The following is a 12,553-nucleotide window of genomic DNA, read 5'->3' on the forward strand; positions in this document are numbered from 1 at the left end:
CTTAGGATTCTTCGCTCAGGCTTGGGCCGCCAAAATCAGGGCTGCTGTCATCGCCGTCGTCAACCGGTGAATGGACGGCACTTTGAAGCACGCGCCAAGAAAGCAGACAACACTTTTGTCGGTTGGGGGTCAATTTGGGCCCGAACAGCTCAAGCATCTCGTCGGCCGAGAACGCCTTGACTTGATCCAAGGTTTTGCCTTCGATTTTCTCAATCAGCATCGACGCCGATGCTTGGCTGATCACACATCCGTCACCTTCAAACCACGCCTCTTTGATGGTTCCATCGGCATCCATCTTCAAGTCGATGTGAATCACATCCCCACACAGCGGATTGTTGCCTTCGTCTGCATGCGTCGCGTGGTCGAGAGCACCGCGGTGATACGGGTCCTCGTAGTGATCCAAGACGTGTTCTTCGTAAATGTCGTGTTCGTTCTGAGACATGTCGATCGTTCAAATGTCGCGGGACGGTGTGGAGATTGCCGATAAGGGAGGCGGAAACACGGCTCCCTGATTAAAGTCTATGTTCGTTGTCAAAAATAGACGACCCCTGATGGCCGATGCCCGGTTAGTGGCAAAGGATTTGCCCTTTGGCAGATCGAGTGGCAGTGGACGGGATCGTAGTGCGGCGTCGCCGCATGGGGCGAGTTGCCGTCTGCGGGCAAAAACGCTTCAACCGGGCGGTTCGGTCTGTTTTTGCAGCACGAAGACGGCGTCGATTAAATCGTCGTCCATCACTCGTGGTTGGTTGATGTCGTAATCGAAATCGAAGGCGTCAACGATTCGCAGCCGGTTGGAAACCTTCTTTAACAGCCCCTTGGCTTGTTGGATCGTGTACAGCCTGAGCGGAAACTCGCTTCGGACGCGGTGAACTTTTCCTCCGCGGGTGACCGCCTTGATGCTTGCACGCAGCGTTTCGAGCCGTTTTCGACGATTGAAGTCGACCACACGAAGGGTCACGTGAACTCGTGTCCCACCATGCACCGCCGACCATCGTTCGGTGCTCTCTTCGTCTGCGTCCAAGGGGATACAGTGGAAGCCAAGGATGTAGATCCCGCCGCTGCGAAGATGGTCAGCAACCGAATTCAGATGGGCAATCGCTGCGGTTTCGCTTGTCAAATGACGGAACGTATTGAAGGTGCAAAATGCAGCGTCGAACCGTGTGTCCAGCGTCATCTGGGTCATGTCCCCGAGAATCAACGATGCACGAAGCCCACGACGCGCCAGCCGCTTTTGCAAGTAGTCCAACATGGGTCGATTTAGGTCCAACCCGGTCACGTCGTAACCTCGCTTGGCCATTGCCGCGACGAGTCGACCGCTGCCACACCCCGGTTCAAGTAACCGTTGCGTTTTGCCGCTGACGTACTTGGTAAACGCTTGCTCGAAAAACCGTACTTCGGCAGCCGTTTCGTCACGAAAAATCATGTCGAAGTACTGCGGGTAGTCGTACCAGTTTTCCATTTACGTGGCTGCAGCTTCGGCGTTCTTCACGCTGGGTCGCCGAGTCCGTCGCCGCGGTTTGGCATGGGTCCACTCTTTGGTCATTGCCTCGAAAACCTCAGGCGTTTCGTAGCGAACAATCGTTTTGCCTTCGGGCATCGGGCCGATCAATCCACGAAACACCGGCATGCCGCGCAAATCCAGATCGGTGCTGCAATCGTCGGTTCCGATTTGCATGTGCATCTTCGAGAGCGGGTCACAATTCGGATAATCGCGAATCAAAATCGAACCGTCACTACCGCGCGTGACGACGCGGAACGTATCTTTCTTGGCCATGGTGCCTCCGGGAGGGGGGGAGATGATGTGGCGCATCTTGAACGAACGATGGGATGGTTTGGGTTGGCTCTGCTTGGCCCGAGAGCGTCGACGCTGACCAAAAAAAACGGGAAGTGATCTTGGGGAGAGTGTCACTTAAGGTTTGATTCAGGACTGGTCTGCGTCGACGCTCACCATTCTTTGGGTTGACCAGGGGTCAACGTACCGAGGAGGGTGGACTCGGCTTCCGCCTTCGAGGGGCGAACGATCGCGAAGCGAACCTAGTAACAGACATCGACGCTCGCGACGCGAAAGTCGAAAAAAGAATCGGTCGTCGGCGCACTGAGACGAACAGTCGCAATGGGTACAAGTTGTATTCGTAGTCGTAGCCGTACCTGAACGGTACGACACGCACATCGCTTTCCCTTACAACCCGCCAATCACCACCTTCCCACGCATCCCGCTTTGTAGACGGTGATTGGGATTTGCAACGGTTGCCCACAAACGAACTTGCCCCGTTACGGGATGAAGTTCAGGCGAGACGAAGACGACCTTGCCAAGGAACGTTTCCGCCTTCCCTTTGGATCGATTGGCATGGGGGATCTCCGAGCAAAAGAATTGGACTTCACGATTGACCAAGTCAGGGCCATACTTTCGACCGTCAATGAAGCAATCGATGCGAATCGGGTCCAGCGAGATCACTCGTACAACCGGTTTTCCTGCGTCAACCCATTCCCCTGGCTTCGGGGTGATTTCCACAACGACGCCAGCGACGCTCGATCGAATCGCATGCTCGGCGACTCGTTGTTCCGCAATCTGGACGGTGGCTTCCTTTTCTCGTGACTGAGCCTTCGCAATCTGCTGCTCATGTTCGGCTTGTTCGATTGCCAACTTTGCTTGATCGACCACCAGGCGTAACTTCTCGACCTCCGAATCACTGACAGCACCCGCGAATCGGACGTTTGCTTGTTCACTTTGTTGCAGCTCTCGGATGTGGAAATCGAGTGCGCGACGTGCATAACGAGCGTCCACATCATCATCGCTTCGGATCTTTGCCGCTTCCATTGCTGCGACCGCTGCCTCGCACTCGGTCCGTGCCATCGAATCATCCAATTGGACCAATAATCGGCCCTGCTCGATTTGATCCCCTTCGGCTACATCAATGGAACGAACGACAGCGGCGATCGGAGACGCAATGAATGCGTTCTGAATGTAGGAGACTTGAGCGTCGGCAATCTCGATCTGGCTCGATTTCTCCGCCGCGGTTCCCGGTTGAGCCAACGTCGGGGAATAGGCCATCAGCGCCAGGAACAAGAAACCGTATATCGCGTCGCGACGAGGCGTAGAAAAAATCATTTGTCGATTTCAACAGCTTTGGATGAAGGGCGACTCGGGGAAATACTACAATGCAGTCTTCACAACTTAAGTGATTTCTCAACTCGAGGGAACGGAACCATGCCTGATTCTGCTTCTTGTGTTCTCGTCATTTCTACCGTTGCATCGACTCAAGACGCCGAACGAATTGCTGATGATTTGATCAGCCAATCGTTGGCGGCATGTGTTCAAATGGATGGCCCGATTCAAAGTTTCTATCGGTGGGCCGGAAAGGTCGAGCGTGCGACCGAGTATCGGTTGCTGATCAAGACGACGTCTGCGGCTTGGCCCAAGCTACGAGAACGACTCGCGAAGCAACATCCTTACGATGAACCTGAAATCGTCATGATCCCAATCCGCGATGGCAGCGACGGCTATTTGAACTGGGTGATCGAACAGACCAGTTAGGATCGGGCGTACCCCAGACACGATCACCGTCTTGGCGACGTTCGCAACGGATGCGGCTCAATGCTCGTCCGAGAAGAGTGCCATCGCTCGAAGATGTCGGATCGCATCCTCCCGCTGCCCAAGTTGCAAATTCAGCTCAATCAGGCTACGTCTTAAATGGAGCTTGATCGGATAGTGTTTTGACTCTTCTAGCAGATCATTGAACAATTCCCTGGCCGCTTCGGGTTCCATTTTCTCTCTCGCAACGTCAATCGCTTGGATGGCCATGATCATCGGATTCGATCGAAGTTCCATCTTTTCGTGCTCCAATTTGACTTGAGCCATTTCGACTTCAATCTCAAGTTGACGCATCTCCAATTCATGCCCTCGGTGTTCCATCTCTTCACGGTGACGAGCCGGATCGAAATCACGCGGGATGCCTCGATCGCGAGGTTGTGATTCTCGTTCGCGCTCGGCTCGTTCGCGCTCGGCTCGTTCACGCTCGGCTCGTTCGCGCTCGGCTCGTTCGCGAAGTGCTCTCCGCTGTTCATGCAGTTGCCCCGCCTCACCCATTCGACCATCATCGATAGCCCGTTCGATTCGTACATCGAGCTCATGCATTTGACCCTCGACCCGGTCAGGGTCGCGTTCCTGTGCCGTTACCGAGCGATTCCATGTGTAGCACGCGAAGGCAACAAGCGTGAACGCAACGACAGCCAGCCATTTGATCGTTTTCATTACTTCATCTTCCCAGGGAAAAACCGCGTTTCTTGGATTGAGGTCTCTCTATCATAGCGTCCGCGTGAAGCAGCGAGTATCAAACTCCAATGATTTTGAAGTCTCCGGCATTCTGACGGTCACGCAAACGCTAGCGTTCACTCAGCATCCTGATCAGCGGGCCGATCAGCACGACGCATCCGACCGCAACGGCTCCGATTGCGGCGATGAAAACGGACGCAGCGGCCGTATCAAGTACATCGCCGATGCGGGGGTCTCGCTGGGGATGAAGCACGCTTACCAATCGCTCGATTGCGGTATTCATCAATTCCGCGGATAAAACCACCGTGATCGAAATCAATATGGCGACCCATCGCCACGGTTCAAGGTGCAGCCAAGCTGCCAGGGCGATGATGCAAAGAGCGACCGGCAAATGGACCCAGAAACTTGGTTGTTCGCGAATCGAGATGCCGAGCCCACGAATTGCGACCGCGAACTTGCGCCGCCAAGTTTTTCCTGCAGCGATCATTCTAGGCCTTCGACCCCTGGCGGTGGTATCAATTGGCCACCGATACGGCCAAGCCGTGGTGAGGGCCAAAAACGTGGCTCGATGGTAAAGCCAAATCCGACGTTGTCTCGTCCGCTATCGACGTTGAAACCGAGTCGTACGAGCAGCGATTCGCCAATCCGTGTCAGTGCAAACGATTGCCCCACGTTACCCGCCTCGCCAAAATCGTAGGTGGTCCCCGATGACCAAATCCACTTTTCGTTTAAACGCATGTCGATGACACTTCTCAGCACCGTGCTGCTGATCGGGCCTTCGAGGGAAAGAAGTCCAAAATAGATGTCGCCCACGCCAGGTCGACTGGTGCGAATCCCAGCGCTGTAGGAACGTAGCCCCGAATCGAAGAAGTCAAAGTACCCGTCACTCAAAAGGCTGACACGGTCTCCGATGTGGTAGGCCATGTCGTAGGTGGCAGGACCCACGGTTTCACCAAAGTTGTCCCGGTCAGCATCCGGAAATACCAACACATCGGTGTCAAGTGAAAACAAGTCGACAATCCGCTCACGTCCTGGTAACCCACGTTTGGTCTGCCAACGTTGATTCAGGCTAAGTCGGACCTGTTGCAAATCGTCTGCGACCGTGTCGCTGCCATTGGCGATGGACTTCTGAATGCCTTGCCGTAGGGCAAAGATTCGCGGATCGAGCGTTGCCGGCAAGATGCCTGCATAGTCGCTGACGGTGAACCTCCGCATGAACTGCTGCTGAGAATGATCATTCAGGGGATCGTAAAGGGGCAATTCATCCAAATCGGTATTGCTGTCGGCATAGAAATAGTCGGCTGTCCATTCCATTTTGTGAGCCAACCCACGTATGTTGAGCAAGCTGCTTTGAATGGATGGATCGACGCGTACCATGGGAAGTGTTGCGCGGATGCCTCCTTGTCCAAGGATTCGCGTTAGCGGATTGCCATCGGCCGCTTGGCCGTAACGTGCTGCTTCGCCCGAAACGTACGGAACGACCTTGACCGGTCCGGCCTGGATGGGCATCGCCAGTTCTTGGCGAGTCCGTGCGATCATGCCTTCCGTGTCCATTTCGCCCGGCAACGTCGTCATCGTAGCGGCTTCGGCCGGATTGGTTGCTGTATCGGCTGCATTGAGTCGAGTGTAGCTGATGTGATTGTGTGCGGACCAAGTGAACCAGTCGGCCAACAGGGAACCGCCAATCAAATAGTGATCCAGCGCCGGCAAGCGTTCGGTTTCTTCGAAGAAGTCGTTGACTTGGAATTTCCCGGACAGCTCAAACAGATTGCTGTGGTAGTTTTTTCTAAGCCGCAGTGCGGTATCTCGGTTCTTTTCCGTATCCCACTCTTTTTCAAAGAACTGTTCTTCAAAGTTTCGATCGCTAATCCAACCAAATTCCGCGATGAACTCGTAGTCGTTGGGCATTTGCTGACGATGCTCAAAAAGGACTCGACCTCGCGTCGTCACTTCGGGCGGCAGGTCTTTGCGGTCGCCGCCAAGCGTGTCGGTCCCTTTGTCCTTGATCACCCAAGCGTCGAGGAATCCGTTGGTTGCACCGGGGATGCCAAACAGCCCTGGGAAGTTGTAGTCGAGGAACGTACCAATCGCTGGACCACGATCGCTGAGGTAGTCCGTTGACAATTCCCACTTCAAGCCGTCAGGCGGGTTTTCCACCCCAAACACTTGCAACAGATTGAAGTCGAGAAGGATCTGGTTTCCGAAGATGCTGTCGTTTCGAATGTCAATGTCGCTAATGTAGAACGTCGGTTCTCGTAGTGGCGTCGAAAAGCGTGGCCAATAGAGGATCGGTACGCCACCAAAGTAAACGAAGTTATCGGTGCTGCTGACAAAGGGGTCTGATTGAATCGTACCCGTACCGCTAACCGGATCGCGGACGACCGTATTTCGATCCGTCAGTTGCAGTCGCTCGCTTTGCAGCCAATACCGCGGTACTCCCATTCGGCTGCTCGTGATGGCCGCATCAAAGGCATAGAAGTTGCCGCGACTGACTTGTTGCAGCACGTCGGCTTTCAATCGAACGATGCCTTGATAGTTGGGAATGGTCGTGATCGCTTCGGCGTCCAGCACGATGCCAATTTCTCGGCTCACGTTGAAGTACATCGAATCGGCATAAACGATCCGTTCGCCTTGTCGAAAGACGATGTCGCCCTCCAAGTACAGTTCGCCCTCGACTTCGCCAAGTCCGCCGTTGAACCAATTGGTCGCCAAGGGGGTCCAGGCAACAATCCGGTCTGCTGACAGAGAGATTGTACCGAGGTCCATGCCCGTCCCGCTGGGCATCTGCAGGCTGACATCGCGCACCAGCACGGTCGCCCCTCCTCGGGCCAAGACGACAGTTTCGTTTCGCTCGGGTCGATTGTCGGTTTCAAAAACCGGAAGACTGGATGGATCTCGTGGCAAAATCTCGATGCTTCGAGAGCCGCCGTTAACGTAGAATTGCCATTTTCCGGGCGTTGCAGGTTGAGCTGGCCTTGGCTCTTCTGACAGCGTGATGGGCGGGCTAGCGGACGATACGATCGGTAGCGGCATCGATCGGGAAAGCATCCCGTCGTCAAGAGCCGTTGGGGCGTTGGTTGTTTGGGGCGGTGCTTGCATGCCATCGAGGGTCGGCGCAGGCCATGATTGCAGGGGATCCTCAATCGGCTGCACCTGGGGACCTTGCGGCGCTTGATACTGAGCCTGCGTCACGAGCTGGCTGCCGCCCGTGCTACCCAACCGAGTTGGCTTCGCTACGGCGGCTCGTAAGTACTGTACCAGTCGCGGTGTTCGGTCCGGTGCACCTCGATAGAGCGGCGCTTGAATCTCGGGATCGTCCATGGTCACAAACGTGAACCGCTGTGGGCCGGTTTGCGGTGCCTTGCCGCCGTTCGACCGATCTTCGCGGATCCCCTCCACCACCACTTCGCTATGCACGTTTCCAATCTCGCCGCGAACCCTCACCAAGATGGAGCTGGCGATGATCTGGCGTCCTGCATGCTGCAAGACACAATCGCCTTCCAATAGCGACGCTTGCGCGTCGCCCATGTCCCAACGGTAGATCACGTTGCCACTGAGTCGCAGGGGGGCGGGGCTGACACGTGGTTGGAATTCCTCGGCGGTCAAGGGGCCGCCAAATCCAACAACCCAGCATGGCGAAAGCATCAATGCCAGAAACCAAAGCCCTCGGCGCGCAGCTCGAGCGCCAAGCTTCCGCAGTCGGTGCGGTTTTCTTGAAAAACGGTACTCAGCGGTGGCTTCCATGCCGACCAATGGTGCTGTATCCCTTCGAGTTAGAGTCTGGCGGAGTATACGATTGGATTTCCGCCGATCACAACCGAGAAACGGCTCGCCAGTGGCCAGAAAGCAGGGCCGAGAAAGAAAAAAACGCGTGGAACAAGCGTATTCCGCCGTGAAACTGGGGCAAAGCTAGCATGCACCCCTCATTGCGGTGACCGCTCACCGAGCACTTCATCGAGTCGTCGACGGATCAGCTTCGCCCAAAGCTTGTAGCCGGCTTCATTGAGATGCAGCCGGTCGCTACCGAACAGCTCGGTTCGAGGCAGACCGTTGGCGGATAGAAATGACCCCGCCGTCGCGATGAAATACGTCCCTGGGGTTGTCAAAGCAATGTCTCGCAACCGCTGATTGATCGCTCGTATTTTTCCCCAGGCCTCGAAACGCTTCGCCGTCGGTGTCACCTCGATCAAAAACACCGGTGCGTTGCTCCGGTGGGCATGAGAAACGTCGATAACATGCCGCACCCAAGCGTCCACCTGCTGGGGCGAATGATCTTCGGGCTTTCCCGAGACATCATTGCCGACGAAAATCACGAGCGCCCGATAAAGATGAGGTTGAATCAATCGATCCGCAAACACCGCAATGTCGCTGTATTTTGCGCCACCGTAACCACGATTGATCGTTGGGTAGGGAGCCATGTCGGTCGCCAGGGAATCCCAACGACGGATGCTGCTGCTACCGATGAACAGCACCGCGTTCTCGTTGGCCAACAGCGTTTCATCTTTTTTCTCTAGGTGAACGATGTCATTTTCCCAGCGGGCAATCGCGGCCGCACGAACGGGGGCGAGAACGTCATCGGCAGCGGATTCAGCGATTGCACGGGGTGCAGCACCCTGTGAAAACACGAAGCAGGGGCTCAAGGCCAACAGGGCTGCACAAAGCGATGGGATCGGCCTCATCAGGTCTCCTTCTAAAGCACGCAACCGTTCGGGATGTTGTTCGACATGGGGACGCCGATCATAGCGAAGAGGCGGCAAATCACCACTAGTGCGTTGTCCAGATTAAAAATTAGGGTGAGACCGGACGGCTCGCGCCGTTCCGCTACAAGTTTTAGCGGTATTGGGCGCGAGCCCTCCGGTCCCTCGAACCCTAAAATGAAAGATTGACAAACCACGAGTGGGTTCAAGATCTCCTCGGCTTGGTGCAAAAGACCTGGTTGCCGCAGCCACCTGCGAATTCGGTTAAGATCATCGGCGTTATCGAAAGCTACACCTGTATTCGGAGAGAGAGACGTTGCCACGAAATCGAGTCATCTTCCATCGGTTGGCCCTGGGGCTATTTTCGCTTTTGTCGTCACCTGGGTTTGGCGATCCCCCTGAGATGAGGGAAGAGGATCGGGCGATGAATGCACTTCTGGATCGCGTCTGGGAATTTGAACTGAACGAGTTTCCGATGCTTGCGACGGATGTGGGCGACCCGCGAGGCCAGAATCGATTGTCGGATCAAAGCTTGCCGGCGATCGAACGGCGGGCCGCCGAGACCGCCGCGTTTCAGGCCGATCTCTCCGCAATCGACCCAACCACGCTCAGCCCAACGCGGCAAATCGACTATGAGCTGCTGCGGCTGCGTCTCGACGGGCGGATTGCCGATGCCAAGTTTCTGACGCATCTGATGCCGATCAACAATCGAGAAGGGTTCCACATCAGTTTTCCGGAACTGCCACGGGTCATGGATCCACGTTCCAAACACGATTTTGAGAACTATATCTGTCGCTTGAACGCATTTTCAAAATACACCGATCAGCACATCGAATTGATGCGACAAGGTATCGCTAACGGATTGACGCAACCGTCCATCATCATGCGTGATTCGGCGGATCAAGCGATGGCCCACGTTGTCAAGGATCCCAAGCAATCGCTGTTACTGACCAATCTTCGCGACGAAGCGAAGGACCGTTTTTCGCAGGCGGAGTGGGCGACCCTTTCGAAACAGATCGAATCAGCGATTGCATCGAGTGTGATTCCTGCGTACCGCCGGTTTGCCGATTTTCTAAAAGACGAATACGTGCCGGCTTGCCGGAGCTCGGTGGGGGCTGCTGCGATGCCCGAGGGTCGCGATTTTTATCGTGATCGCACACGGCGTTTCACCACGCTTGACATCGCACCCGAAGAAGTACACCAAATTGGCATTCGAGAAAACGCTCGAATTCGTAGCGAGATGGAATCGATTCGCGAGCGTGTTGGGTTCCAAGGCGATTTGCCAGCGTTTCTTCAGCATTTGCGGACGGCACCCGAGTTTTACGCCAAGACACCCGAGCAACTGCTGCAGAAAGCAGCGTTGATCCTGAAGCAAGCGGACGGCCGCTTGCCGGAGTTGTTCGGTCGCTTGCCGCGAATTCCCTATGGCATCCGTGAAGTGCCCGACTATGTGGCGCCGCAAACCACGGCGGCCTACTATTGGCCTCCTGCGACCGATGGATCACGTGGCGGGTTCTATTATCTCAATACCTACAATCTTTCGTCGCGACCGTTGTACCAACTCGAATCGTTGTCGGCCCATGAAGCCGTTCCTGGCCACCATCTTCAACTGGCGCTTCAAGCGGAGCTTGAACATCTTCATCCGCTCAGCCGCCAGAGCAATATGACGGCTTTTATCGAAGGATGGGCGTTGTATAGCGAGCGTCTCGCCAAAGAAATTGGCTTCTACAAGGACCCGTACCAGGATTTTGGTCGTTTAAGTATGGAAGCGTGGCGCGCGAGTCGGTTGGTGGTGGACACGGGGATCCATTCGATGCAGTGGACTCGTCAACAAGCCATCGACTACATGCGAGACCACACCGCGTTAAGCGAACACAATATCGTGGCCGAGGTGGACCGCTACATTGGATGGCCTGGCCAAGCGCTGGGCTACAAAATGGGAGAGTTAAAGATCTCTCAGCTCCGGGCGAAGTGTGAACAGCAACTGGGTGATCGTTTTGACATTCGATCGTTCCATGACCGAGTCCTCGCCGCCGGTTCGATCCCCTTGCCGCTGCTCGAGAAACGAGTCGATCAGTGGCTTGCCGAACAGCTTGCCGATCGTAGCGATGGTGCTTGACCATCCGGACTCGAACGAGCCCGGCTCGTCGGCATTTTGAAAAGCTTGGTTTGAAATTTGGTCAAGCCGTTTCGCCTCGGGATCCGAGGCGTAAGCTTGGCTTGCCGTAGCTCACGCGCTGAGCATCACTCGTGGCGTAGCGCTTCAATCGGGTTCATCTTCGCGGCTCGGATCGCCGGGTACAATCCGCTGATCAAACCCACCATCACCGCAATCAACACAGCCAACGGAATCGTTTCGTACACAATCGTTGGTTCCGCTTGGCGAATGGCATCCGGAAGCGCTGCGAATTTCTCAGGGAATCCAACGCGAATGGCGCTGATCAGGCCGCGGTACATCGCTGGGCCAAGGAAGCCGAGCAAGATGCCAAGCGTTGCGCCGGCAAAGCTGAGGACCAAGGTTTCCACCAGGAATTGACGAACAATGTCCCCACGTTTGGCGCCGAGTGCACGACGAATTCCGATCTCGCGAGTTCGTTCGGTTACGCTCGCCAACATGATGTTCATGATCCCAATGCCCCCAACAATTAGCGAGATGCAAGCGATCAAGACACCAATGCCAAGGAACATCAAACGCAAGTTGCGTGCTTGTTCGAGAAGTTCCAGCGGCACGACCACGGCGATGTCGTTCGCTTCTGCATGGTTAGGGGCTAGCATGTATTCGATCATTGCCGAGGTCGTTTTGACTTGGTCAACACGCTCGACCTGTAAGGTGATCTGATTCAGCTCCATGATTTCAACTTGAAACTGGCCGCTGCGGCGAGTGACAATTGTATCGCCAACGCGTTTGCGGAGTGTTTGAATCGGTACGTAGATGTCGGCCGAGAAGTCCTGCGAGTCAAGCGAACCACCGATTGCAGCCGAGGGGTTGCGATGTTGAAGAATACCGACGACTTTGTAGAAGTCCTCGCTCTCGGGAATGTAAACTCGTTTGCCGAGCGGTTCTTCGAAAGGGAACAGTTTGTCCGCGACTCCGGACGAGATCACACACACCGTTGACGCTCGTATCCCATCGGCATCGGTGAGGAACCGGCCACCGTTCGCACGGATTTGCAGATTGTTGACGTCATCGTACATCGGCGTGCAGCCAACCAACCGGCCATCAATGACTCGGTCTCGAAATGTAAATTGACGTCGGATCTCGCGAATCGGTAAGGCGGATTGCACCGTCGGCACCGCACCGAGGATCAAATCAAGATCGCTGCGCAGCAAACCGTACTTGGTAGCAGCCGTACCGGCCAATTTTTCTTCAGGCGGTTTGACGCTGCGGATGATGATCGTGTTGGCACCGAGCGACTCGATCTGCTTTTGAACCTGGTCGCTCGCCCCTTGGCTGACCGCGGTCAATACAATCACCGCCCAAACACCAATCAAGATGCCGAGCATGGTCAAGCCGGTGCGTAGCGGGTGCAAGGAAAGACTCTTGATGCCCAACCTTACCGTTCGCAACCATATCATTGTCAGG

General features: G+C 55.4%; 11 protein-coding genes. 2 read left to right on the plus strand and 9 right to left on the minus strand.

What is annotated here, in order from left to right:
- Position 1: 1 nt before the first annotated feature.
- The 4 genes from sufU to Poly41_RS20005 all read right to left on the minus strand — a co-directional run bounded on the left by sufU (position 2) and on the right by Poly41_RS20005 (position 3,109).
- Complete coding sequence (sufU, locus tag Poly41_RS19990; protein ID WP_146528495.1) at positions 2 to 442, minus strand: Fe-S cluster assembly sulfur transfer protein SufU; 441 nt, start codon at positions 440 to 442, stop codon at positions 2 to 4.
- 228 nt (positions 443 to 670) lie between these two features.
- Complete coding sequence (locus Poly41_RS19995) at positions 671 to 1,459, minus strand: class I SAM-dependent methyltransferase (RefSeq protein ID WP_146528496.1); 789 nt, start codon at positions 1,457 to 1,459, stop codon at positions 671 to 673.
- Positions 1,460 to 1,774, minus strand: coding sequence for a hypothetical protein (locus Poly41_RS20000; protein WP_146528497.1), 315 nt, complete (start codon positions 1,772 to 1,774; stop codon positions 1,460 to 1,462). It lies immediately after the preceding gene.
- A 405-nt stretch (positions 1,775 to 2,179) separates the two neighbouring features.
- A complete protein-coding gene (locus Poly41_RS20005; protein ID WP_146528498.1) occupies positions 2,180 to 3,109 on the minus strand; it encodes an efflux RND transporter periplasmic adaptor subunit in 930 nt (309 codons plus the stop codon).
- Between the two features lie 99 nt (positions 3,110 to 3,208).
- Between Poly41_RS20005 and cutA the strand changes: the two genes are divergently transcribed.
- A complete protein-coding gene (gene cutA, locus Poly41_RS20010) occupies positions 3,209 to 3,535 on the plus strand; it encodes a divalent-cation tolerance protein CutA (protein ID WP_146528499.1) in 327 nt (108 codons plus the stop codon).
- A 57-nt stretch (positions 3,536 to 3,592) separates the two neighbouring features.
- On the opposite strand, the gene Poly41_RS20015 is transcribed toward cutA, so the two are convergent.
- The 4 genes from Poly41_RS20015 to Poly41_RS20030 all read right to left on the minus strand — a co-directional run bounded on the left by Poly41_RS20015 (position 3,593) and on the right by Poly41_RS20030 (position 8,952).
- Positions 3,593 to 4,252 (minus strand): hypothetical protein, encoded by a 660-nt coding sequence (locus Poly41_RS20015; protein WP_146528500.1) that lies wholly within the window; start codon positions 4,250 to 4,252, stop codon positions 3,593 to 3,595.
- Between the two features lie 130 nt (positions 4,253 to 4,382).
- Positions 4,383 to 4,760, minus strand: a complete 378-nt coding sequence (locus tag Poly41_RS20020) for a diacylglycerol kinase (RefSeq protein ID WP_146528501.1) — start codon at positions 4,758 to 4,760, stop codon at positions 4,383 to 4,385.
- Positions 4,757 to 7,918: an LPS-assembly protein LptD gene (locus Poly41_RS20025; protein WP_231615795.1), complete on the minus strand. Its 3,162-nt coding sequence runs from the start codon at positions 7,916 to 7,918 to the stop codon at positions 4,757 to 4,759. The genes Poly41_RS20020 and Poly41_RS20025 overlap by 4 nt, the downstream gene beginning before the upstream one ends.
- 278 nt (positions 7,919 to 8,196) lie before the next feature.
- Positions 8,197 to 8,952, minus strand: a complete 756-nt coding sequence (locus tag Poly41_RS20030) for a GDSL-type esterase/lipase family protein (protein WP_146528502.1) — start codon at positions 8,950 to 8,952, stop codon at positions 8,197 to 8,199.
- Positions 8,953 to 9,286: 334 nt separating this feature from the next.
- Here Poly41_RS20030 and Poly41_RS20035 point away from each other — a divergent pair, with 334 nt between their 5' ends.
- The gene (locus Poly41_RS20035) at positions 9,287 to 11,089 is read left to right on the plus strand and encodes a DUF885 domain-containing protein (protein WP_146528503.1); all 1,803 of its coding nucleotides are present in this window, start codon (positions 9,287 to 9,289) and stop codon (positions 11,087 to 11,089) included.
- Positions 11,090 to 11,214: 125 nt separating this feature from the next.
- Here the strand turns inward: Poly41_RS20035 and Poly41_RS20040 are convergent, their stop codons facing one another.
- Positions 11,215 to 12,546 carry an ABC transporter permease gene (locus Poly41_RS20040; RefSeq protein WP_146528504.1) on the minus strand — a complete coding sequence of 444 codons (1,332 nt, stop codon included), beginning with the start codon at positions 12,544 to 12,546 and terminating at the stop codon, positions 11,215 to 11,217.
- Between the last annotated feature and the right edge of the window lie 7 nt (positions 12,547 to 12,553).

It is taken from the genome of Novipirellula artificiosorum (assembly GCF_007860135.1).
GTDB lineage: Bacteria > Planctomycetota > Planctomycetia > Pirellulales > Pirellulaceae > Novipirellula_A > Novipirellula_A artificiosorum.